At 74.5% G+C, this 22728-nt stretch carries 16 protein-coding genes and 1 pseudogene; 9 read left to right on the plus strand and 8 right to left on the minus strand.

Annotation, left to right across the window (positions count from 1 at the left end; translation table 11 throughout):
* The first annotated feature begins 177 nt into the window (after positions 1–177).
* Genes ACH499_RS15645 through ACH499_RS15655 form a run of 3 tightly spaced genes read left to right on the plus strand, consistent with a single transcriptional unit; the run spans position 178 to position 7074 of the window.
* Positions 178–4818: a hypothetical protein gene (locus tag ACH499_RS15645; RefSeq protein WP_399016190.1), complete on the plus strand. Its 4641-nt coding sequence runs from the start codon at positions 178–180 to the stop codon at positions 4816–4818.
* Between the two features lie 4 nt (positions 4819–4822).
* Positions 4823–6187, plus strand: a complete 1365-nt coding sequence (locus tag ACH499_RS15650; RefSeq protein ID WP_356199732.1) for a CHAT domain-containing protein — start codon at positions 4823–4825, stop codon at positions 6185–6187.
* Entirely contained in the window at positions 6184–7074 is an 891-nt protein-coding gene (locus ACH499_RS15655; RefSeq protein ID WP_399016193.1) for a hypothetical protein, read from the plus strand. The genes ACH499_RS15650 and ACH499_RS15655 overlap by 4 nt, the downstream gene beginning before the upstream one ends.
* A 215-nt stretch (positions 7075–7289) precedes the next feature.
* Here ACH499_RS15655 and ACH499_RS15660 read toward each other — a convergent pair whose 3' ends face one another.
* The 4 genes and pseudogenes from ACH499_RS15660 to ychF all read right to left on the minus strand — a co-directional run bounded on the left by ACH499_RS15660 (position 7290) and on the right by ychF (position 13737).
* Positions 7290–9464, minus strand: coding sequence for a DEAD/DEAH box helicase (locus ACH499_RS15660; RefSeq protein ID WP_399016195.1), 2175 nt, complete (start codon positions 9462–9464; stop codon positions 7290–7292).
* 116 nt (positions 9465–9580) lie between these two features.
* Positions 9581–10384, minus strand: coding sequence for a phosphatidate cytidylyltransferase (locus tag ACH499_RS15665; protein WP_399016197.1), 804 nt, complete (start codon positions 10382–10384; stop codon positions 9581–9583).
* Positions 10381–11987, minus strand: a pseudogene (locus ACH499_RS15670) (pyridoxal phosphate-dependent aminotransferase). The gene ACH499_RS15665 and the pseudogene ACH499_RS15670 overlap by 4 nt, the downstream one beginning before the upstream one ends.
* 661 nt (positions 11988–12648) lie before the next feature.
* Entirely contained in the window at positions 12649–13737 is a 1089-nt protein-coding gene (gene ychF, locus ACH499_RS15675; protein WP_399016200.1) for a redox-regulated ATPase YchF, read from the minus strand.
* 175 nt (positions 13738–13912) lie between these two features.
* Between ychF and ACH499_RS15680 the strand changes: the two genes are divergently transcribed.
* Positions 13913–14527, plus strand: a complete 615-nt coding sequence (locus tag ACH499_RS15680) for a DUF6542 domain-containing protein (protein ID WP_399016202.1) — start codon at positions 13913–13915, stop codon at positions 14525–14527.
* A gap of 60 nt (positions 14528–14587) precedes the next feature.
* Here the strand turns inward: ACH499_RS15680 and ppgK are convergent, their stop codons facing one another.
* Entirely contained in the window at positions 14588–15328 is a 741-nt protein-coding gene (gene ppgK, locus ACH499_RS15685; RefSeq protein ID WP_399016204.1) for a polyphosphate--glucose phosphotransferase, read from the minus strand.
* Between the two features lie 75 nt (positions 15329–15403).
* Positions 15404–16420, minus strand: a complete 1017-nt coding sequence (locus ACH499_RS15690; protein ID WP_399016206.1) for a 4-hydroxy-3-methylbut-2-enyl diphosphate reductase — start codon at positions 16418–16420, stop codon at positions 15404–15406.
* A 104-nt stretch (positions 16421–16524) separates the two neighbouring features.
* Here ACH499_RS15690 and ACH499_RS15695 point away from each other — a divergent pair, with 104 nt between their 5' ends.
* The 3 genes from ACH499_RS15695 (at position 16525) to ACH499_RS15705 (ending at position 19702) form a co-directional block, all read left to right on the plus strand.
* A complete protein-coding gene (locus tag ACH499_RS15695) occupies positions 16525–17898 on the plus strand; it encodes an APC family permease (RefSeq protein ID WP_399016209.1) in 1374 nt (457 codons plus the stop codon).
* A 334-nt stretch (positions 17899–18232) separates the two neighbouring features.
* Positions 18233–19441 (plus strand): exodeoxyribonuclease VII large subunit, encoded by a 1209-nt coding sequence (xseA, locus tag ACH499_RS15700; RefSeq protein WP_399016212.1) that lies wholly within the window; start codon positions 18233–18235, stop codon positions 19439–19441.
* A gap of 9 nt (positions 19442–19450) precedes the next feature.
* On the plus strand, positions 19451–19702 hold the full coding sequence (locus ACH499_RS15705) for an exodeoxyribonuclease VII small subunit (protein ID WP_356199755.1): 252 nt from the start codon (positions 19451–19453) through the stop codon (positions 19700–19702).
* Between the two features lie 226 nt (positions 19703–19928).
* Here ACH499_RS15705 and ACH499_RS15710 read toward each other — a convergent pair whose 3' ends face one another.
* Positions 19929–20141 (minus strand): DUF4287 domain-containing protein, encoded by a 213-nt coding sequence (locus tag ACH499_RS15710; protein WP_399016215.1) that lies wholly within the window; start codon positions 20139–20141, stop codon positions 19929–19931.
* Positions 20142–20354: 213 nt separating this feature from the next.
* On the opposite strand from ACH499_RS15710, the gene ACH499_RS15715 reads away from it, so the two are divergent.
* Positions 20355–20945: a malonic semialdehyde reductase gene (locus ACH499_RS15715; protein ID WP_356199759.1), complete on the plus strand. Its 591-nt coding sequence runs from the start codon at positions 20355–20357 to the stop codon at positions 20943–20945.
* A gap of 76 nt (positions 20946–21021) precedes the next feature.
* Here ACH499_RS15715 and ACH499_RS15720 read toward each other — a convergent pair whose 3' ends face one another.
* Positions 21022–21543 carry a DUF4245 domain-containing protein gene (locus ACH499_RS15720; RefSeq protein ID WP_356199760.1) on the minus strand — a complete coding sequence of 174 codons (522 nt, stop codon included), beginning with the start codon at positions 21541–21543 and terminating at the stop codon, positions 21022–21024.
* Between the two features lie 125 nt (positions 21544–21668).
* Here ACH499_RS15720 and glpX point away from each other — a divergent pair, with 125 nt between their 5' ends.
* Complete coding sequence (gene glpX, locus ACH499_RS15725; protein ID WP_356199761.1) at positions 21669–22703, plus strand: class II fructose-bisphosphatase; 1035 nt, start codon at positions 21669–21671, stop codon at positions 22701–22703.
* Positions 22704–22728 lie beyond the last annotated feature (25 nt).

Raw genomic sequence — 22728 nt, forward strand, 5'->3', positions numbered from 1 at the left:
CGCGCGAGCCGGTGCGCGGGACGCGGCGGCCCGTGCGGGTGCGCCGCCGACGGACCGTGGGACGGGAGCCCGAACGGGAGTGGTGTGGCTCGGCCGACGGGGTGCGGCGGGGCCCATTGTGCTTCTATGGAAGCCTCGTTGGCGTCGGGAGAGCTGCGAAGGACGGGGGTGCGCCGCATGTTGGACGACGCCTCCCTCTCCGCGGCGGCCGCGGCCGGCACCGCCGTGGCCGAGGCGGCCACCGTCGAGCGGTGGGCGGTCGTGCGCGACCGGGTGGCGCGGTTCCTCGCCCGGGGCGACCTGCGGGCCGAGCAGGAGCATCGGCACCGTCTGGACCTGAGCGCCGCCGCGTTGCGCGAGGCGGACGGTCCCGAACCGCGCATCAGGGTGGAGACCGCCCTGCAGACGCGCTTCGAACTGCTGCTGGAGCAGGCGGCGGCCGGCGAGCGCTCCGAACTCACGCGGCAGCTCGGCGAGTTGGCCCGGCTGGGTCTGGTCGCCCACGCCACGGTGGCGGCGCCCGTGACCGGTGGCGCGCTCGCCCTCGACGGCGGCCCGGACGCGTCCGTCACGCTGGTGGGGCGGATCCCGGCACCGGCGGAGCACTTCCGCGACCGGGGCGACGCGCTCGGGAGCCCGGCGCCGGTCCGGGTGCTCACCGGCCCCGCCGGGACGGGCAAGACGCAGCAGGCCGCGCACCTGGCCCGGCGCGCGCTGCGGGACGGCTCGGCGGACCTGGTGGTGTGGGTGACCGCCACCAGCGGCGACGCCCTCGTCTGCGGCTACGCGGACGCCGCCGCCGTCACCACCGACCACGACCCCGGCCGCCCCGAGCACTCCGCCGAGGCGTTCCGCTCCTGGCTGAGCTGGACCGACCGGCGCTGGCTGGTGGTGCTCGACGGGGTGCCGGACACGGCCGGCCTGGACGGCATGTGGCCGCCGTCCCGGCCCCACGGCAGGGTCCTGGTCACCGCCCGCCGCGCCACCTCCCTGCCCGACGGTGCCGAATGCGTCGGCTTCGGGCCGTATCCGGCCGGGGTCGCGGCCGACCAGCTCACGCGCGAACTCCTCGGCCACGGGCACCGGGACGACCCCACCGACGTCGCGGCCCTCGCCGCCGACCTGCGGTGGCACCCGGCGGCACTGTCCACGGCGGCCGCCTGCGTGGCACGGGCCGGGCCGACCTGTGCCGCCCACCGCGAGCGGCTGGCCCGGCGGACCCGCGCCGAGGTGACCGACGTGTCCGGTGCCGACGGGGCCGGGGACGCCTCGCGCGACGCCGTGACCGCCGGCTGGTGGCTCGCGGTCGGGGCGGCCGACCGGGAGTGCGCGGGGCTCGCCCGCCCCCTGCTCGAACTGGCCGCCGTACTCGATCCGCACGGCGTGCCGGTCGAGGTGCTCACCAGCGAGCCCGCGCTGGACCACCTCGCGCGCCGCAGCGGCTCGGGGGACGCCGGGACGCCCCCCGGGACGCGGGACGTCCTGGACGCCCTCGGCGTGCTGCACGGCCTGCGCCTGGTCGAGTACGACGGCGACGCGGAGTGTCCGGCCGTACGGCTGAGCACCCTCGTGCAGGAGGCCGTGCGCGAGGCGGTGCCCGAGGAGGACCGCGACGCCCTCGCCCTGAGCGCGGCCGACGCCCTGCGGGCGGTGTGGCGTACGGCGTCCGAGCGGCCCCGGTCCGCGCTGTGCCGGGCGCTGCGCTCGGGGACGGACGCGCTGACCGGGCACGCGAGGGAGGCGCTGTGGCGGCCCCACTGCCATGCGGTGTTGTTCCAGACGGGCCGCAACCTCATCGACGCGGGGCTGGTCCGGGCGGCCCGGATCCGCTGGGACTGGCTGCACGCGAAGCTGGAGCAGCGGTTCGGCCCGGACCACCCGGACACCCTGGCCGCCCGCGGCTACCAGGCGCGGGTGCGCGGCGCCTCGCGGGACGCGGCCGGTGCCGTCGCCGCCTACCGGGACCTGCTCGGCGACCTGGAGCGGGTCCTCGGCCCCGACAACCCCGACGTGTTCACCGTCCGGGACAACCTGGCGCGCTGGCAGGGCGTCGCGGGCGACCCGGCCAGGGCGGCGGCGGCGTACACCGATCTGCTGGCCGACCGGCTGCCCGTGCTCGGGCCCACCCACCCCGACACCCTGCTCACCCGGCACAACATCGCGCTGTGGCGCGGCCGGGCCGGTGACGCCGCGGGCGCGGCGGCGGCCTACGCGGCTCTCCTCGACGACATGGTGCGGGTGTTCGACGGCAACCATCCGGCCGTCGTGGAGACCCGCGACCAGTTGACGGAGTGGCGGAACAGGGCCGCCGACGTCGCCGCGGCCGTCCCCGCGACGGTCCGGCCCCGCCCGGAGACGACGGTCGCGGGTCCGTGGTCCGTCCCGGATTCCGGTCCGGCGTCCGGCTCCCCGGTCCCGCCGCCGGGCGGGGCCGCGCTGTCCGCGCGGAGCCTGCTGCTCGAACCGCCGTGGTCCGCCCGGCTGCTGCGCCGGCTGACCCGCCGCCGCGGGCCGGGCCGGGGCGCGTCCCGGCCCGTCGCGGAGCCCGGCCGGCCGATCGTCGGGTGCCACCGCGTCTCGGTGATCAGTCTGAAGGGCGGTACGGGCAAGACGACCACGGCCGCCGCGCTCGGCGCGACCCTGGCGGGACTGTGCGCCGACCCGGTGATCGCCGTCGACGCCTCCCCCGAGGGCGGCACGCTCGGCCACCGGGTGCGCCGCAGGAACGGTGCCACGGTCCTCGACCTGCTCGCGGCCCTCCCGGAGGCGGACAGCCGCGACGCCGTCCGCCGGTTCACCTCGACCGGCCCGGGCGGCCTGGAGGTCCTCGCGCACGACGTCGGGCCCGCGCTGTCCTGCCCGTTCGGCGCGCAGCAGTACCAGCGGGTCGTCGACGCCCTGAGCCGGGTCTACCCGGTCGTCGTGACCGACTCCGGTACGGGGCTGATGCAGGAGGCCATGCGCGGGGTGCTCGCGCTCACCGACCAGTTGGTGGTGGTCGCCACCGCGAGCGTGGACGGCGCGGCGGTCGCCGACGTGACCCTGGACTGGCTCGCCCACCACGGCCACGCCGAGCTGGCGCGGCGCGCCCTCGTGGTCCTCTCCGCCGTCCACCCCGGCACCACGCCGGTCAGGACGGACAGGATCGTCGAGCACTTCGCCGGGCGCTGCCGGGGCGTCGTCACGGTCCCCTTCGACGACCACCTCGCCACCGGCGCGGAACTCGACATGGCCCGGCTGCGGTCCGGCACCCGACGCGCGTACGACGAGCTGGCGGCGCTGGTGATCGAGGGGTTCCACGGGTCGGCGGGGCGCGGCGAGGCGGAGGGGGGACCGGCGGAATCGTCCAGCGCGGTGCCGGGGGTGCCGGGTGGGGTGCCGGGGGTGCCTGGGATCGCTGGGGCACCGGGTGAGGGCGCGGGGCGGTCCGAAGCGGCACCGGGACAGCCGGGCGCGGTGACGGGGCCGGCCGGTGGGGTGCCGGAGTCGGCCGGTGGGGGCACGAGACGGTTCGGCGCGGTCGCAGGGAAGTACGACGTGGTGTCGGGGACGTCCGATACGGTCACGGGCCCGCCCGGCACGGTCACGGACCCGCCCGGCACGGTCACGGACCCGCCCGGCACGGTCACGGACCCGCCCGGCGAGGTCCCGGGACAGCCCGGCGAGGTCCCGGGACAGCCCCCCGCCGTCACGCAGCAGCCCGGCACGGTCACGCAGCCACCCCGGACGGTCGCCGAACCACCCGCCGAAGCCCCGGGACGGCCCCACGCCACCACGCAGCAGCCCGGCACGGCCACCGCACCGCCCGGCACAGCAACGCGACCACCCGGCACGGCCACCGCGGCGCCCGGCGCGGTCCCGGGACAGCCCCCCGTGACCACGCGGCCGTCCAGCACGGCCTCCGCGCCGCCCTGCCCAGTCCCCCACCCCTCCGCCGCAGCCCCGGGACAGCCCCCCATGGCCACGCACTCGCCCGGCCTCGCCGCTGAGCCGCCCCGAGCGGTCACGGAGTCGACCGGCAGGGACTCGGCGGCGCCCGGCGCGGTCGCGGATCCGCCCACCCCACGCACCGGGCCCGCGCTGTACGGGCCGCCGGCCGAGCCGTTCGGGTCGTCGGTCGCGTCGGCCACGTCGGGCACGGGTGCCGGGCCGTTCGGGCGCCCCGCGTCGCGGCCGCACCCCGGCGCCGCCACGTGGCCCGCCTCGCCCCCGCGCCCCGGTGCCGCCCCCTGGCCCTCGTACTCCGGGCCCGCGTCCCCCGGACACCCCGAACCCGCGCCCCCTGCCGCGATCGCGGGCCCCGACCCGTCCGCGGGCCCTGGCGACCACGTGCCCCCGGCGGAACACCCCTCCCCGGACCCCGGCGCCTCCGTACCCCCGGCGGCACCGCCACCGCCTCCCGGCCCCGGAGCCCCCGAACCCCCGCCGGCCCCCTCCCCCTCCGCCGGTTCCGCGCGGGCTGCCCGGCCGGCGCGGCGGGCACGGCTGACCGTGGAGGACGACGTCGTGCGCGTCGGCGCCGCCACGACGATCGGCTTCACCCTGGCCGCCGTCGACCCGCGGGACGCCGAACTGGACCGGACGGCGCCCGTGTCCGTCCTCGTGATCGGCACGTCGCGGTCCTCCGCGACGCTGGAACCGTCCGCCCTCACCTGTGCGACGGACGACGCGGAGCCCGCGCGGTTCACCTTCACGGCCCGGGAGCCGGGCGAACACCGGCTGCGTTTCCGGGTGTACGACCCGGAGTACGGCAAGGTGCTCCAGGTCGTCGAGGCGACGCTGCCGGTCGCGGTCCCCGAACCGCTCGGGAGGCCCTGAGTCCATGCCGCACGAGCTGCACACCGAGGTCGTCCACGACCCGTCGGGCGACCTCACCCGCTGGCCCGGGGACCACGGACAGCGCCCCCTCGACCTGACCGTCGTCCTCACCGTCGGGTCCGACGACCGCGCCGAGATGATCGCGCTGCCCACCGGCAAACGCGCCCCGCGCACCCGCGTCCACCGCGCCCGGCTCCAGATCACCGGCACCGCCATCCGCCACCAGGCGGACCGGCTGCGCGGCCGGTGGCAGGAGTTCGTGCGCCACCAGCCCCTGGACGCCGACGGGATGCCGTACGGGCCGCCGTTCCCCTTCGCCGCCACCCATGACCTCAGGCACTCCCGGAACACGGTCGTCCCCCTCACCGGGGAACTCGCCAGGACCGGGGCGTACACGCTCGACCGCATCCTCGCCGGGACGGACGGCGACCTGGTGAGGTTCCGCGAGTTCCTGCTCGGCGAGCTGCGCCAAGAGGGCCTGCGCATCAGCTTCGACTCCGAGGTGTCCGTGCCGTGGCCGATGCTCGCGGTGCGGGCCGAGGATCCGGCGACGCCCTCCTTCCTCGGGCACCGGCACGAGATCGAGCAGACCGGGGCGTCGTACGCGCCCGTCCACGCCCCGGCCGTCCGGCCCCTCCCGGTCACCAGCCTGAACACCGACACCGCGCTCGACGGCGTCGGCTGCGCGGACGACGTGGCCCGGCTGCTGGGCGAGCGCACCAAGCTGACGGTGCGCACGCACGCGGACGACCTGCTCCGGTCCCTCGCCGACGCGGAGTTCGACGAGGACCTCATGTACTTCTGGTGCCACGGCGCCTTCGACGAGTACGGCGTCCACCGCACCGTCGGCATCCGGCTCTCGGACAGCAAGGTCGTCGACGCGGACCTCGTCCACCAGCACCGCGAGGAGGCCCGGGCCGCGCGGGACTCGGTGTTCCGCCCGTTCGTGCTGCTCAACGCCTGCCACGCGGGCGTACCGGCGGCCTCCGCCGAACTGGAGTACCTCGGCAGGGCCTTCGTCGAGCACGGCGCGACCGGGGTGCTGGGCCCGCAGATCGAGATCCCCCAGGTCTTCGCGTCGCAGTACGCCCGCGCGTTCCTCGATCGGTACCTGGCGGGCTCGCGGACGGCCGGGGAGATCTGCCGCGCGCTGGTCCGCCACTTCCTGGACGAGTTGCACAACCCGCTGGCCCTGGCCTACCTGCTGTACTGCGGCATCGACAGCCTCCTGGAGGTCCGACCGTGCACCTCATCACCGTTGACCTCGACGAGCGAGGACGCCTCCGCCGCCCCGACGGCCGTCATACCGTCCCAGGCCACCGGATCGCCGAGCATCTCGCCGAGCACGTCCGGCCCCCGGAGCGGGTGACGGACCTCTACGTCTACGTCCACGGCTGGCAGACCGCGCCGGAGGTCGCCGCGCGGCGGGCGACGGCCCTGGTCACGCGGGCCCGCGATCTGCGCGCCGCGCACCCGGACCGCTATCCGCGGCTCGCCCGCGGATACCGGCCCGCGCTGGTGGTGGTGCGCTGGCCGTCGTCCAGCCTCCCCACGCTCGGCGGCTACCGGCGTATCCGCGACCGCGCCCACGCGATGAGCGCACCGGGCGAGGGCCACGCCCCGTACGTCCTCGCCCACCTCCTCGGCTACCTCGACGCCCGGCGCCCCGACCCGGCGGCGCCTCCGGTGCTCGCCAACCGCGACGGCCAGTACCTGCACCTCGTGGGCCACTCGTTCGGGGGCCGCTTCCTGTGCGAGGCGGTGCAGTGGGCGGCGGCGCCGGACGCGCCGCGGGTCCTGGGGTGGAGCACTCCCGCGCAGCCGGGGCGCCCGTTCACCGTGGACAGCATGGTCGTCTTCCAGATGGCCGCGCCCCGCGACGCGTTCGACCGCGTCTTCCCGTCGCTGTTCCCGTCCGGCGCGGGGTCCGGGGCGCCGCTGCGCGGACCGCTGGTGCTGACCCACTCCCGCTGGGACCGGGCCACGGGGTTCTGGCACCTGCGCGCGGAGGGGGCCGCCGGGATCGGCCACTCGGGGGCGGGCGCGGCGCCGGTCCCCCAGTTCCACACGCGGCTGCTGCCGGTGCACGAGCCGTACCGGCTGTCGCGGCTGGACCACCGGCTGGTCAACGTGGACGCCGGGGAGCGTTTCCGCGGCAGCGCCGGCACCCGACTGGCCCCCGCCGGGGCGCACTCCGACTTCGACCACCCCGAGTCGGCCCATCTCCTGCTGAGCCTCGCGGAGCTGTCCCGGTGACGGCGCGAGCCGGCGCCGGCGGAGCGTGTGGCGCGCGGCGACCGGCCGTCCCCGGCGACCGGCCCCGACGTCGTCACCTGGAACGTCGTCCTGTGCCCGGGCCCTTCGGCTGCGCCGGGTGCCGCCGCGGCGGCAGGTGGAACACCAGGCGGACACGGTGGTGGCGGCGGACAGCGCGCTGAGCACGCCGGGCCGGTGGCCGGATGGTCCCGGCGTCACCCGGACGCCGTGAGACCGGCGTCCGTCATGCCGAGGCGTTCCTGTTCCTCCTCGACGATCCGGCGGGCCAGGTCGAGGTCCGACACGTCGACCGCGTCCGGGGTGGCTTCGGTGACGGCGCTGCGGCGGGCGTAGGCGTCGAAGAGACGGGTCTTCCTCTCCAGCATCCTCACCAGGCGTTCGTCCACTCCGCCGGTGGCCAGCAGGCGGTGCACGCGGACCGGCCTGACCTGGCCCATCCGGTGGGCGCGGGCGACCGCCTGGTGCTCGACGGTCGGCTTGATCTGCGGTTCGCACAGGACGACGACGGAGGCGGCCTGGAGGTTGAGGCCGACGCCCGCGGCCTGGATCTGCGCGAGGAGCACCGCCGGGCCGTCGGCCGCGCCGAAGTCGTCGACGATCCGCTGCCGCCGCCCGGCCGGGACGCTTCCGGTGAGCGGGCCGAACAGCGTGCTGCCGCCGTCCTCCGCGAGCGCTTCCCGCACCACGCCGAGGACGTCCTTGAAGTGGGAGAAGACCACCGTCTTCTGCCCGTTCTCGCCGGCCTCCCGGACGATCTCCCGCAGGCGGCCCAGCTTGGCCGACGTCTCGGGGCGCGCGTACGCGGCCCGGCGCATCGCCATGAGGTTTCTGGCGCGTACGGCCTCCCGGTACGCCTCCTCGTCCGGGGGGCTCGGCTCCTCCCATTCGTCGGTCTGCTGGAGGCTCGGGAGTTCCGTCAGCACGTCCTGCTGGTTGCGCCGCAGGTAGACCGGGGCGACGGCCTGGCGGAAGCCGACCGAGCCGGCCGGGGTGTCTGGTTCGCCCAGGGACTCGGCGAGGCGGGGATCGAGCATCCCGACGAGGTTGCGGAACTCGGCGACCCTGTTCTCCATCGGGGTGCCGGTCATGAACAGGGCGCGGTCGCAGTGCTCCGCCCACAGGGCGACGGCCCGGGACCTCTTGGCCTTCGGGTTCTTCACGGAGTGCGCCTCGTCGACGACGAGCAGGCCGACCTCCGCACCGTCCGGCCCGGGGAATCCGCGCAGCGCGTCGAACGTGGTCACCGCGACCCCTCCGCGCCCCTTCCAGTCGGCGAACGCGTCGTGCCGGTCGGGGCCGTGGAGCACGGCGACGCGCAGGGCGCTGCGGGCCTCGACCTCCCGCGTCCAGTTCACGAGGACACTCGCCGGGCAGACGACCAGGAAGTGGCTCCGCCCCTCGGCGGCCAGGTGCGCCATGACGGCGATGGCCTGGACGGTCTTGCCGAGACCCATCTCGTCACCGAGGATCACCCTGCGCTGCGCGAGGGCGAAGCGGGCGCCGAACGCCTGGTAGCCGCGCAGGGAGACGCGCCGCCGGGAGTCGTCGAGGCGCTGCGCCCGCACCCGCTCGGCGATCCCGTCCGGCAGGAAGCCCTCGGCGGCGGCCGTGTCGGGCATCCGCCCGGAGATCTCCGCGAGCAGGCTGTAGTACTCGGCGGAGCGCAGCTCGAAGTCCACCCAGGCGGCGACGTCCGAGGCCGGGCCCCGCAGCAGGTCCACGGAGGCCTGGGCGAACAGCTCGGGCAGCCCCGCCCGCTCGGCGTCCTCGACGAGCGCCCGGATCCCGGCCACGGCGTCCAGTGCGCGGGCCCGCTTCTCCTTGCCGGCGACGAGCATCCGCAGGCGCCCACCGACGGGCCGGGCGTCCTCCAGCAGGGGCCCGAGCCGTTCCGCCAGACCTTCGGCCCGGTCCACCGCGCGCCGGGCGTCCGGCCCGGCCTCCACCAGCACGTGCAGGGCGGTGACGAGCGCGGTCGTCCCCGGCTCCGGCCGGTCCACGTCGATGTGCACGGCCACGGTCTCGTGCACGGCCTCGGAGAGGCGGCGGGCGGCGGCGAGGATCTGATCGGCGGTGCGCTGCCCGACCCCGGGGACCTGCCGCAACCGGTGGGGCCCGGCGTCGAGCACGCCGCCGACCGTGCGCAGCCCGCTCTTCTCCACACCGCCGAGCCGCAGCCGGCCTTCGGTGACGTCCTGCAACCGGGCGACGGGGAGGGCGTCGAGTTCCCGCCGCACGGCGGCGTCCTGGATCGGCGCCAGCGCCGCCCGTACGGCGTCGGCCGCCCTGCCGTGGTCACCGGCCAGTGCCCGCGCCGCCTCCAGCAGCCGCCCTCCCCGGGCGATGTCCTCCCGCTCACCCCGCCCCACGCCCGGACCCCTCTCTCACGTCCCCGCATCCTCCCACCGCGCGGCCGCGGCGCTCCCCGGTCCGGCAGGGACGCCGGTGCCGGGCCGTCGGGCGGTACGGACCGGAGACGGGCGGGTCAGCTCAGGACCAGGAGGACGGCCAGGGCGAGGAGCAGGGAGTCGATCCTGTCCAGCAGGCCGCCGGACCCGGGCAGCCACTGCCCCGCGTCCTTGGCCCCCGCACCTCGTTTGACCATGGATTCGAGGAGGTCGCCGGCCGGGCCGCCGACCGCCACCGCGATCGCCGTCGGCCAGGTCAGGACGGACAGTACGGCGAGCACGGCCAGACCGGCGGCGGCCCCGGCGACGGTCCCGCTCCACCGCTTGGCCGGCGACAGCGTCGACAGCCGCGGCCCGCCGATGCTGCGGCCGGCGAAGTACGCCACGATGTCGGCGACCGACACCGCCACGAACAGCGCCAGCCCATTCGCCCCGAGCGGCACCAGCGCGGCCAGCACACTCAGCCAGGCCAGCCCGAGCAGTCCGGCGCCCAGTCGGCGCCCGCCGTCGTCGGCATCGCCGCCGAGGAGCGGCAACGCGGCCAGCGCGAGCGCCGAGACGGCGAGCACCCGCGGCACCTGACCGGGCGACAGCCACGCGGCCAGCACCACGCCCGTCACCCCGGCGGCCAGCACGACCCGGTCCGGCCGCCGCAGCCCCGCCAGCCCACCGAACTCCATCGCCGCGACCACCCCGACGACGACCGCGACGGCGGCGGCACCCGCGGGCCCCGCCCAGAACGCCCCGGTGACCAAGGGCACGCCGATCGCCCACGCGAACCACCGGTGCAGCAGCTCACGGCGCCGGGACGCGGCCACCGCCACGCCGCTCACCGCCAGCGCCCCACCGAGGTACGGCACCAGGGAGGCGACCGTGATCACCGGACGGACACCGCGGGCGAAGCCTGCCCCGGCCGCGGCAGCGCCAGGGCGGCCCGGCAGGCGGCCACGATGCGGGCGTTCTCCTCGGCGTCCTTGACGGCGACGCGCACGGTACGGCCCTGGTAGGCGGGCGACAGCGGCGACAGGTCACGCAGATGGACGCCGTGGCGCCGGCACTCGTTCACCAGCTCCGCGGCGCTCGGCCCGCCCGGTGGCAGGACCAGGGCGAGGAAGTTCGCCACCGACTCCTCCACCGTCACGCGCTCGTCCAACGCGGCGAGCCCGGCGGCCAGTTGCCCGCGCAGCTCGTGGGTGCGCGCCCAGCGGCCGCGGTAGTACTCCGGGTCGCGCAGGGCCGCCACGGCCGCCATCTGCGCGGGCAGGCCGACGGGCCAGGGCGGCGTCCGGCGGCGCACCCGGGCCGCGACGGCCGGCTCGGCGACCAGGTACGCGGCCCTCATGCCGGACAGCGCGTACATCTTGGACAGCGAGGCGCAGACGACCACACGGGGACTCACCGCCGCGAGGCCGGCCAGCGACTCGGCCTCGCCGACGTAGCCCAGGTACGCCTCGTCCACCCACCAGCGGGTGCGGGCGGGTGCCGCCTCGATCACCGGGCGCAGCTCGGCGGCCGGGGCGTGACGCCCCGTCGGGTTGTTGGGGTTGACGAGGACCACGAGGTCGTAGCGGCCGGTTCCCACGGTGGCGGCCAGCCGGTCCGGGTCGATCCGCCAGTCGTCCTCCCGGCGCAACCGGAAGCGGTCCACCCGGCATCCGATCACTCGCTCGGTGACATGGGCGTACTCGCCGTAGCAGGGGTCGGTCAGCAGCACCCTGCTCTCGGGGGTCAGCCACTGGCCGAACGCCCGGAAGATCAGGTCCGACGAACCGGCGCCGACGGCGAGTGCGCCCACCGGCAGCGCCCGGACCGCGGCGATCTCCGACAGCAGCCCCTCGGCACCGGCCGGCGGCGACGTACGGGCGATCCAGTCCGGGTCCTCCGCCAGCACCGCCCGCACCCCGGGGGCCGGCGGGAACCAGGCGTCCAGCACGTCGGCGGTGACGATCCGACGGCGCCGTTCGAGCGTACGGAAGTCGGCGCCGATCGCGGTGAAGGAGGCTCCGCCGTGTTCGCAGCCGTCGGGCCGGGCCGTGAAGGCCGTGTCGAGCCGCCAGTCCACGGCGGACCGCAGACGCTCCAGCGTGGTGCCGTACCTCTCGTGCGCGCGCCGCGCCAGCTCGGCGACCTCGCCGGTCAGCACCTCGAAGGTCACGGCACCGCTGCGCACGGTGCGGCCGGCCGGGCTGAGACCGGCGGCCAGGTACATGCCGAGCAGTTCGGTGCGCCCCATGGCCATCACCTTGCGCCCGCCCCGGGAGGCGATCCAGCGCAGCGCGGCGTCAGGCTGACGAAGCCGACCCGTTCCGCTCCCGCGGCCGCGACCAGGTACACGTTGTCCCCGTCGAGCCCGTCCCGGAGCCGCCCCGCCGGATCCAATGCATGCTGGCCCAGCTCCTGGGCGTACACCCGGTGACGCAGCTCGAAGATCCAGTCAAGGTCCTCCGGGGTAGCGGTGCGCAATTGCAGCAGGTCACGGCCCATCAAGTACCTCTCTCGACGCAGGGGCACTCGATGGTGCGCCCCACACGCCGACGAGGTGAGGGCTGTTCAGCACAGCGCTTCTGAGTACCCCTACTCAGGCCCTCCGCCCCTCGACGTGATCGGCGTCGGCCTCGGTCAGCGGTCCCGGGCTCCACGACCACTCGGCTCGCAGCCCGCTCACCGAGGCGATCACGGCGAAGTCGCCGTCGTCGTGCAGGATCGCGGCCCGGTGCCGCTCGGTGATCGCCGCGATGAGGACGTCGGCCGGCGAGAGACGGGCTCGTGCCCCCTGGAGGTCTTCTACTGCCGGACCCGGGAGATCGCGGTGGTGAAGGACCGGCTGGGTGCTCTTTTCCTGACTGCGTGCCCGGCTCCCCCTGGCCCGACTCGCACAGGACTACGGCCCGCGCCTCGAACCCGGCGCGGCTCCGGAACCAGCCGACTCCGCCGTCGCCACGATGGAGCTGGGCGCGATGTGGGGCGCGCACTGCGATGGCGCGATCAGCCTCGGACCCGCCGAGCGCCGTCGGCTGCGCATACCTCCGTGCCGGCCTCGTGTTCGAAGCCGACGCGGAGGCCAAAACGCCGCCCCGAGACCGCCCTTCTGATCGCGGGGCAGCATCCCTGAGCGCTTGACGAAGTACGGAAAGTGGCGAACCGATCACACGTTGAAGCGGAACTCCACCACGTCCCCGTCCTGCATCACGTAGTCCTTGCCCTCCATGCGGGCCTTGCCCTTGGCGCGGGCCTCGGCGACCGAGCCGGTGGCGACCAGGTCCTCGAAGGAGATGACCTCCGCCTTGATGAAGCCCTTCTGGAAGTCGGTGTGGATGACCCCGGCGGCCTCGGGGGCGGTGGCGCCCTTCTTGATGGTCCAGGCGCGGGATTCCTTGGGGCCGGCCGTCAGGTAGGTCTGGAGGCCGAGGGTGCGGAAGCCGACGTGGGCGAGGGTGGCGAGGCCGGGCTCGTCCTGGCCGACGGACTGGAGGAGCTCCAGGGCCTCGTCCTCGTCCAGCTCGGCGAGGTCGGCCTCGAGCTTGGCGTTGAGGAAGATCGCCTCGGCGGGGGCGACCAGGGAGCGCTGCTCGTTCTTGAAGGCCTCGTCGGTCAGCTCGTCCTCGTCCACGTTGAAGACGTAGAGGAAGGGCTTCGTCGTGAGGAGGTGCAGGTCGTGGAGGAGCTCCGCGCGCTCGGTGCCCTGGACGATGCCCTGCGAGAAGAGGGTGTCGCCCTTCTCCAGGATCTCCTTGGCCTCCTCGACGGCCTTGACCTTCGGCGCGACGTCCTTCTTGATCCGCGACTCCTTCTGGAGGCGGGGCAGGACCTTCTCGATGGTCTGGAGGTCGGCGAGGATCAGCTCGGTGTTGATCGTCTCGATGTCGTCCTTGGGCGAGACCTTGCCGTCGACGTGGACGACGTTCTCGTCCTTGAAGGCGCGGATGACCTGGCAGATCGCGTCGGACTCACGGATGTTCGCGAGGAACTTGTTGCCCAGGCCCTCGCCCTCGCTCGCGCCGCGCACGATGCCGGCGATGTCGACGAAGTCGACGGTGGCCGGCAGGACGCGCTCGGACGAGAAGATCTCGGCCAGCTTCGTCAGGCGCGGGTCGGGGACGCCGACCACGCCGACGTTGGGCTCGATAGTGGCGAACGGGTAGTTGGCCGCGAGCACGTCGTTCTTGGTCAGGGCGTTGAACAGGGTCGACTTGCCGACATTCGGCAGACCGACGATTCCGATCGTGAGCGACACGTTGCGACTTCCCGTACGTGAGGATGCGGAGGGCGGAGCAGGCCAGGCAGGGCCGATCCACCAGTCTACGGGGTGTCCGGTAACCGCCGTGCCGGACGTCGAACACATGGCCGGGCATGGTCCTACGGCGTGTCTGTCGGGCTATTCGGCACATAAACCGACCTAAGTTGGTCCAGTGGAGCAACACAGGACGCGACCCGCGCAGTACGGACCGCAACGAAGCCGCGCGCCGCTGCCCTCGCAGGGGCGGGGCGGCGGCCCGGCGAGACCCGCGGTCGCGCCCGCCGCGGGTGGCGCGACGCGTCGGCCGGCGGCGGTGGCGCGGCCCCGGCCCGCCGGGGCGCCCGCGGTGCCGCCCCTGCGGCGGTGGGTGCGGCGCGTGCGCGAGCTGCCCAATCCCCGGCTGACCGGGCTGGGCAGCGGTCTGTTCTGCACGGCGGTGATGGTCGTCCTGGGCTTCCTCGACGACGTACTGTTCGGCGGACCCCTGACGGTGTACGGCGTGCTGTTCCTGCCGGTGTGCGTGCTCACGGCGTTCTGGGTCAACCGCGGCGACGTGCTGACGGCGCCCGTCGTCGTGCCGATCGCCTTCGCTGTGGGTCTGCTGACCGTCGCCGACAGCGGGGACGGCCTCGGCGACCGGGTGATGGGCCTCGTGACCGCGCTGGCCACCGAGGCCGGCTGGCTGTACGGCGGCACGCTGATCGCCGGGTCGATCGCCGTCGTCCGGCGGATCCGCCTGGTCCGGCGCCGCAACGCCGCCGCCCGCGGCCGGCCGGCGGCGAGATGACGCGCCCACCGGTGACGTGAGGGCCGGTCCCCCGGCCCCGCACGCCGCCCCGGGCGCCGCTCAGCCCGCCGCCCGCATCGCCGCGCCCACGATCCCGGCGTTGTTCTGGAGCTGCGCCGGGACGATCTCGGCCTTGATGCCCTCGAAGTAGTGCAGGAACTTGTGGGACTTGCGGCTGACGCCGCCGCCGATGATGAACAGCTCCGGCGAGAACAGCATCTCGACGTGGGCGAGGTACTTCCGCACCCGGTGGGCCCACTGCTCCCAGGACAGGTCGTGGTCGTCCTTGACCTTGCTGGAGGCCCGCTTCTCGGCGTCGTGGCCGTCCAGTTCGAGGTGGCCCAGCTCGCTGTTGGGCACGAGGGCGCCGTCGGTGAAGACGGCGCTGCCGATGCCGGTGCCGAAGGTGAGCAGGATGACCGTGCCCTGCCGTCCGCGGCCGGCGCCGAAGTGCATCTCGGCGACGCCGGCCGCGTCCGCGTCGTTGACGACCGTCACGTCCAGCCCGCCCAGCCGCTCGCTGAACAGGGCGCGGGCGTCCGTGTCGATCCAGCTCCTGTCGACGTTGGCCGCCGTGCGGACCGTGGAGCCGCCGGTGACGACGCCCGGGAAGGTGAGTCCGACGGGGCCGGTCCAGCCGAAGTGGTCCACGACCTGCTTCACGCCGTCGGCCACCCCGTCCGGGGTCGCCGGACGGGGGGTCAGCACCTTGCAGCGCTCCTGGGCCAGGTCGCCCCTGCCGAGGTCCACAGGGGCGCCCTTGATACCGGATCCGCCGATGTCCACGCCGAAGATCTGCATGGCCCTACGTTACGACGGGCCACCGACCGTCACACGGGCCACTGCGCCGGCACGGCCGGACGGCCCTCCGGGCGATCATGCCTGCGCGGTGCCGGACCCGCCTCGCTCGGCCACCAGCGCGGCGGCCTCCTCGCGCAGGTCGCGGCGCAGCTCCTTGGGGAGCGAGAAGGTGATGGACTCCTCGGCGGCCTTGACGATCTCCACGTCCTCGAAGCCGCGCTGCGACAGCCACTCCAGGACCTGCTCGACCAGCACGTCCGGCACGGAGGCGCCCGAGGTGACGCCGACCGTGGTCACGCCCTCCAGCCATGCCTCGTCGATCTCGTCGGCGAAGTCCACCAGGTGAGCGGCGCGCGCGCCGGCCTGCTTGGCGACCTCGACCAGCCGCTTGGAGTTGGAGGAGTTGCGGGAGCCGACGACGATCACCAGGTCGGCCTCGGCGCCCATCTGCTTCACGGCGAGCTGCCGGTTCTGCGTGGCGTAGCAGATGTCGTCGCTCGGCGGGGAGACGAGCTGCGGGAACTTCTCCTTGAGCGCGTCGACGGTCTCCATCGTCTCGTCGACGGAGAGGGTGGTCTGCGACAGCCACACCACCTTCGACGGGTCGCGGACCTCCACCTTGGCGACGTCCTCGGGGCCGTCGACGAGCTGGATGTGGTCGGGGGCCTCGCCGGAGGTGCCGATGACCTCCTCGTGGCCCTCGTGGCCGATCAGGAGGATGTCGTAGTCCTCGCCGGCGAAGCGGACGGCTTCCTTGTGCACCTTGGTGACGAGCGGGCAGGTGGCGTCGATCGTGGCGAGCCGGCCGCGCGCGGCCTCCTCGTGGACGACGGGCGCGACGCCGTGCGCGGAGAACATGACGATGTTCCCCGGCGGGACCTCCTCCGTCTGCTCGACGAAGATCGCGCCCTTCTTCTCCAGGGTCTGGACGACGTACTTGTTGTGGACGATCTCGTGCCGGACGTAGACGGGGGCCCCGTACTGCTCCAGGGCCTTCTCGACGGCGATCACGGCGCGGTCCACACCCGCGCAGTAACCACGGGGGGCGGCGAGCAGGACACGGCGGCCAGGCGAAGCGGTCATGGGACCCATCGTAAGGCCGCGTTCGGCGGGTCAGAGATCGCGTGCGCGCGGTGTGGCCGGGGAAACTGACGGGGACATTCCGATGCACAGTCCGACGCGCTGGCGGAGGCACGATGTCCGAGACCGGTACGGCGGCCCCCGGGGCCGGCGAGGAGCACGAGCTGAGGCGCAGCCTGGGCTTCAGGGACCTGGTGGTCTACGGGCTTCTGTTCATCGCGCCGATGGCGCCGGTCGGCGTCTTCGGCACCCTGGACGCCAAGTCGCACGGCGCGGTGGCCCTCGTCTACGTCTTCGCCACGGTCGCCATGGCGTTCACGGCGTTCAGCTACGCCCAGATGGTGCGGGTGGTCCCCCAGGCGGGGTCGGTGTTCGCCTACGCGCGCGCGGGGCTCGGCAACGGTGCGGGGTTCATCGCCGGCTGGATGGCGATGCTGGACTACGTCCTCATCCCGGCGGTGGCGTACCTGTTCTCCGGCATCGCCATGGAGGCGCTGGTGCCGGAGGTGTCGCGGTGGGTGTGGACCGCGCTGGCGGTGGTGGTCACGACCGGGCTGAACCTGTGGGGGGTGCGGGCGGCGGCCCGGGTGGGGTTCCTGGTCCTCGCCATGGAGATCGCGGTGCTGCTGGTGTTCGTGGTGGCGGCGATCGTGGTCCTCGCGCGGGACGGCGCCGAGCGCGGCTGGCTGTCGCCGCTGTCCGGGGACGGCAGCCAGGGGGCGTTCGCGCTGTCGGCGGTGGTCGGCGCGGTGTCGGTGGCGGTGCTGTCGTACCTGGGCTTCGACGCGATCGCCACGTTCGCCGAGGAGGTCACGGGCGGGTCGGCGAAGGTCGCGCGGGCGCTGCTGTTCTGCCTGGCGCTGGCGGGTGTGCTGTTCGTGGCGCAGACCTATCTGGTGGCGCTGTTGGAGCCGGTGTCGTCGGCGCAGCTCGCGGCGGATCCGGAACGGCAGGGGTCGGCGTTCTACGACGCGGTGGACGCGTCCGTGGGGACGTGGCTGCACGACCTGGTGGCGGTGAGCAAGGCGATCGGCGCGGCGTTCGCGGCGCTGGCCGGGCAGGCGGCGGCCGGGCGGCTGCTGTTCGCGATGGGCCGCGACCGGCGGCTGCCGGGGGCGCTGTCGCGCACGGATTCCGGGGTGCCGCGCGTGGCGCTGGTGGTCGCGGCCGTGATCACGCTGATCGCGGCGGTGTGGGCGGCGCGGCGCTCGGACGGCCTGGACCACCTGGTGTCGGTGGTCGACATCGGCGCGCTGACCGCGTTCACCCTGCTGCACGCGAGCGTGGTGGGCTGGTTCGCGGTCCGCCGCCGCGGGGACCGGGTGAGCTGGTGGCGGCATGTGCTGGTGCCGGTGCTCGGCGCGGCCATCACCGTCGCGGTGATCGTGGAGGCCTCGGGGACCGCGCAGGTGGTGGGGGCGATCTGGCTGGTGATCGGACTGGTGGTGCTCGCGGTGCAGGGGCGGCGGAGGAGTTCGGTGGAGGTGTGAGGGGCGTCGGATCGCCGGGCGGGCGCGGGTGTACGCGGCCACCGGGCGCGCATGCGGCGGGGCGCACGACGGCGCCGGGTACGGGGGCTGCGCGGGGTGCGAGTCCGGCGGCCGGACGCCTGGAGGCGTGGCCCGGGGTGGCGGCAGGGGACTGTCCCCCGGCGCGGATGCCACGGGAGGGGCCCTCAGGCGCAGGGTGTGTCCCGCCCTGCGAGTCCGGCGGCCGGAGTCGTCCCGACGCTCCCTCGGGCGGGACCGGCCGCCCGGCGCGGTGTGCCGGGTCGGTGGCGCGGGGCAGGGGGCGTTGTCGTGGGGGGCCGTTACGCTCGGGCGCATGGCTGCGAAGACGACCCCCGAAGCTCCCCTGCCCGTCGGCGAGGTGTCGCGGCTGATCGGGGGCTGGATCGACCGGCTCGGCGCGGTGTGGGTGGAGGGCCAGATCACGCAGTTGTCGCGGCGGCCGGGCGCCGGCGTGGTCTTCCTGACGCTGCGCGACCCGTCGTACGACATCTCCGTGAGCGTGACCTGCTACCGGCAGGTGTTCGACGCGGTGGCGGACGTGGTCGGCGAGGGTGCCCGCGTCGTCGTGCACGCCAAGCCGGAGTGGTACGCGCCGCGGGGGCAGCTCTCGCTGCGGGCCGCCGAGATCAGGCCGGTCGGGGTCGGGGAGCTGCTGGCCCGGCTGGAGCAGTTGAAGAAGTCCCTCGCGCGCGAGGGGCTGTTCGCGCCGGAGCGGAAGAAGCCGCTGCCGTTCCTGCCGCAGTTGATCGGCCTGGTGTGCGGGCGGGCCTCGGCGGCCGAGCGGGACGTGCTGGAGAACGCCCGCCACCGCTGGCCCGCGGTCCGCTTCGAGGTGCGCAACGTCGCCGTGCAGGGCGTGCACGCCGTGCCGCAGGTGGTGCAGGCCGTGCGGGAACTGGACGCGATGGACGACGTGGACGTCATCGTCGTGGCGCGCGGCGGCGGCAGCGTGGAGGACCTGCTGCCGTTCTCCGACGAGCAACTGGTGCGGGCGGTCGCCGCGTGCCGTACGCCGGTCGTCTCGGCGATCGGGCACGAGCCGGACAATCCGCTCCTGGACCACGTCGCCGACCTGCGGGCCTCCACGCCGACGGACGCCGCGAAGAAGGTCGTGCCGGACGTCGGCGAGGAGTACGAGCGGGTACGGCTGCTGCGGGACCGGGCGCGGCGGTGCGTGGCGGCGTTCGTCGACCGGGAGGAGCGGGGGCTGGCCCACGCGCTGGCCCGGCCGTCGATACAGGATCCGCACCGGATGATCGACGAGCGGGCCGAGCAGGTGACGGCCCTGCTGGAGCGGGGGCGCCGCACGCTGCGCCACCAGCTCGACCGGGCCGACTCCGAGCTGACGCACACGCACGCGCGCGTGGTGGCCCTCTCCCCCGCCGCGACCCTCAAGCGCGGGTACGCCGTGCTGCAGCGGTCCGACGGGCACGCGGTGCGGGACCCCGGCGAGGTGGAACCGGGCGAGACGCTGCGCGCACGCGTGTCCGAGGGTGATTTCTCCGTACGAGTCGACGCATAGGGTGGGTGGATGACCAGCGAGGTGGAGCAGCCGGAGGCCGTGGCCGAGGCGCTCGGGTACGAGCAGGCGCGGGACGAGCTGATCGAGGTCGTACGGCGGCTGGAGGCCGGCGGTACGACGCTGGAGGAGTCCCTCGCCCTGTGGGAGCGGGGCGAGGAACTGGCGAAGGTGTGCCGCCGCTGGCTGGACGGCGCCCGCGCCCGCCTGGACGCGGCGCTCGCCGAGGAGGCCGAGGCGGACGAGACCGCCCCGGACGCGTAACCCACCCCGATTCCGCCCCGGTCCCCTTCCGACCGGGGCTGAGACCCGGGTCAGGCGTCCCGGGCATCCCTGCCCCGGGGTCTCGGCCTGGGGCCCACCGTTCCGAGCCGCACTGCGGCCGGACTCCCCGCGCCCGCACTCCCGCGGGCCCCGCGCGCCCGGACGGCCGCTCCCGGCGCCCGGTTCCCCCGACGGGAGCCCGAGACTCGTCCCCCGGCCCCGTCCGCTACTTCCCGTCCCCCTCCGCCGGCGTGTGGGCCACGAGGGCGTTCGCGTGGCCGTGGCCGTGTTCGGTCTTGAGCCAGGTGACGAGTTCCCTGTGCCTGGTCAGCGGCGAGGAGCGGATCAGCTCTTTCCACTCCGCGACGGGGCGGCCGTACGTCTTCTCGATCGACGGGAAGTAGCTCGCGGGACCCTTGGCGGCGCCTGTGCCGGTCATGTCGGTGCGTCCCCTCGGTGGGTGCCATTGCCACCCGTAGGACCGCGCCCGGCGCGCGAAGTGATCACCCCGCTCCTGTGTTCCGCGTCACGTCGGTGATCACCAAGGGCGCCTTTGGTTGAAGCTTGAACTTTTTTCGCGTAGCGTCTTCCCCGTCAACGGCCGCGTCCCCGATCCGCACGAGGCCGACGCACACCCCTAGGAAGTCCACGCATGTCCCTTGTTCTTGACCCCGCCGCCCAGGACCTGCTGTTCCGCGAGGCCCGCACCGCGAACACCTTCACCGACGAGCCGGTGACCGACGAGCAGGTGCAGGCGATCTACGACCTGGTCAAGTACGGCCCGACCGCCTTCAACCAGTCCCCCCTGCGCATCACGCTGGTCCGCTCCCCCGAGGCCCGCGAGCGCCTGGTCCAGCACATGGCCGAGGGCAACCAGCCCAAGACGGCCTCCGCGCCGCTGGTCGCCATCCTGTCGGCGGACAACGAGTTCCACGAGGAACTGCCGCAGCTCTTCCCGCACTTCCCGCAGGCCAAGGACGCCTTCTTCAGCGAGCGCCCGGTGCGTGAGGGTTCCGCCACCCTGAACGCCGCCCTCCAGGCCGCGTACTTCATCGTCGGCGTCCGCGCCGCCGGTCTCGCCGCCGGCCCGATGACCGGCCTCGACTTCGAGGGCATCCGCAAGGAGTTCCTGGACGACGACCACACCCCGCTGATGGTCGTCAACATCGGCCGTCCGGGCCCGGACGCCTGGTTCCCGCGCTCCCCGCGCCTCGCGTACGAGCAGGTCGTCACCACCGTCTGAGGCGCCGCCCGCCGGAAGACGAAGGCCCCCGGCATCCCGCCGGGGGCCTTCCTCGTGCGCGGGGCGCGGCGCGCGCTCAGTCCGTCCTCAGCGCCGCCGCCATCGTGGCGAGCTGCTCGTACGACCCGGTGCCCGCCACCACGGTCGTCGCGCCCTTGTCCTCCAGCACGAGCGCGTCGTACCGGCCGCCCTCGTACCGGGTCCACGTGCGGCCGGCGATCTCCTGGGTGGCGTCGGTCCTCTGCCCGCCCTGGCTGGCCTCCTCTATGAAGGTGGACGGCTTCTGCGCGGACTGCTCGACCGCCACGTACTCCCCGTCGGGGGCGCGGAAGCCCAGGTGCCAGGCGTCGAACTCGTCGCCGCGGAAGCGGACGGAGGTCGGCTTCCAGTCCTGGGACAGCCCCTCGGGCGCCGCCACCGGGTACGACGCGGCGCGGCGCGCGGTGAGCAGCTCGACGCGGTAGTCGACGCGCTTCAGGTCGGGCTCCCCCTCGTCGTGCGGGATGAAGAGCCACATCACGAGTCCCACGAGGACGATGACACCCAGGGAGAGGACCATGTCCCGGGCCGTCTTCTGCTTGCCGTTCGTACCTGCCACGCCCCTATCGTCGCAGGTCCCCGATCCGCTCATCCGTGGGGTCCCCTGCTCATTTTGTCGGACTGACGATAGAGTGCGAGTCATACCCTCATCCGGCCGTCGTCGTATCAGAAAGGTGCGCTCCGATGACCGAGCATCATCATCTGCCGTCCGAGCTGGACGTCCCCTCCGAGGCCCCCGACCGCAACCTCGCCCTGGAACTCGTCCGGGTCACCGAGGCCGCGGCGATGGCCGCCGGCCGCTGGGTCGGCCGCGGGGACAAGAACGGCGCGGACGGTGCCGCCGTGCGCGCCATGCGCACCCTCGTCTCCACCGTCTCGATGAACGGCGTCGTCGTCATCGGTGAGGGTGAGAAGGACGAGGCCCCGATGCTCTTCAACGGAGAGCGCGTCGGTGACGGGACCGGGGCCGAGGTCGACATCGCCGTCGACCCGATCGACGGGACCACCCTCACCGCGAAGGGCATGACCAACGCGATCGCCGTGCTGGCCGCCGCCGAGCGCGGCTCCATGTTCGACCCGTCGGCCGTGTTCTACATGGACAAGCTGGTCACCGGACCGGAGGCCGCCGACTTCGTCGACATCGACGCGCCGGTGTCCGTGAACATCCGCCGGGTCGCCAAGGCCAAGCGGTCCACGCCCGAGGACGTCACCGTCGTCATCCTCGACCGGCCCCGCCACGACGGCCTGATCAAGGAGGTCCGGGAGACCGGCGCCCGGATCAAGCTGATCTCCGACGGCGACGTGGCCGGCTCCATCCTGGCGCTGCGCGAGGGCACCGGCATCGACCTGCTGCTCGGCATCGGCGGCACGCCCGAGGGCATCATCTCGGCCTGCGCCGTGAAGTGCCTGGGCGGCACGATCCAGGGCAAGCTGTGGCCCAAGGACGACGAGGAGCGACAGCGCGCCATCGACGCCGGGCACGACCTCGACCGCGTGCTGACCACCGACGACCTGGTCTCCGGGGACAACGTCTTCTTCGTGGCGACCGGCATCACCGACGGCGAGCTGCTGCGCGGGGTGCGGTACCGCTCGGAGACGGCCACGACCGACTCGATCGTGATGCGCTCCAAGTCGGGCACCGTGCGCCGGATCGACTCCGAGCACCGGCTGAGCAAGCTGCGGGCGTACAGCGCGATCGACTTCGACCGGGCCAAGTGACGTCTTCGCTCGTGCCCCCGGAGGC

The sequence above is a fragment of the Streptomyces sp. NPDC018947 genome (assembly GCF_044390505.1).
Taxonomy (GTDB): domain Bacteria; phylum Actinomycetota; class Actinomycetes; order Streptomycetales; family Streptomycetaceae; genus Streptomyces.

What these genes read in the sequence shown, in the direction of transcription:
- ACH499_RS15645 (WP_399016190.1), top strand. Translation starts at nt 178, where the DNA reads ATGTTGGACGACGCCTCCCTCTCCGCGGCGGCCGCGGCCGGCACCGCC.
- ACH499_RS15650 (WP_356199732.1), top strand. Translation starts at nt 4,823, where the DNA reads ATGCCGCACGAGCTGCACACCGAGGTCGTCCACGACCCGTCGGGCGAC.
- ppgK (WP_399016204.1), bottom strand. Translation starts at nt 15,328, where the DNA reads ATGCAGATCTTCGGCGTGGACATCGGCGGATCCGGTATCAAGGGCGCC.
- ACH499_RS15690 (WP_399016206.1), bottom strand. Translation starts at nt 16,420, where the DNA reads ATGGGTCCCATGACCGCTTCGCCTGGCCGCCGTGTCCTGCTCGCCGCC.
- ACH499_RS15695 (WP_399016209.1), top strand. Translation starts at nt 16,525, where the DNA reads ATGTCCGAGACCGGTACGGCGGCCCCCGGGGCCGGCGAGGAGCACGAG.
- xseA (WP_399016212.1), top strand. Translation starts at nt 18,233, where the DNA reads ATGGCTGCGAAGACGACCCCCGAAGCTCCCCTGCCCGTCGGCGAGGTG.
- ACH499_RS15705 (WP_356199755.1), top strand. Translation starts at nt 19,451, where the DNA reads ATGACCAGCGAGGTGGAGCAGCCGGAGGCCGTGGCCGAGGCGCTCGGG.
- ACH499_RS15710 (WP_399016215.1), bottom strand. Translation starts at nt 20,141, where the DNA reads ATGACCGGCACAGGCGCCGCCAAGGGTCCCGCGAGCTACTTCCCGTCG.
- ACH499_RS15715 (WP_356199759.1), top strand. Translation starts at nt 20,355, where the DNA reads ATGTCCCTTGTTCTTGACCCCGCCGCCCAGGACCTGCTGTTCCGCGAG.
- glpX (WP_356199761.1), top strand. Translation starts at nt 21,669, where the DNA reads ATGACCGAGCATCATCATCTGCCGTCCGAGCTGGACGTCCCCTCCGAG.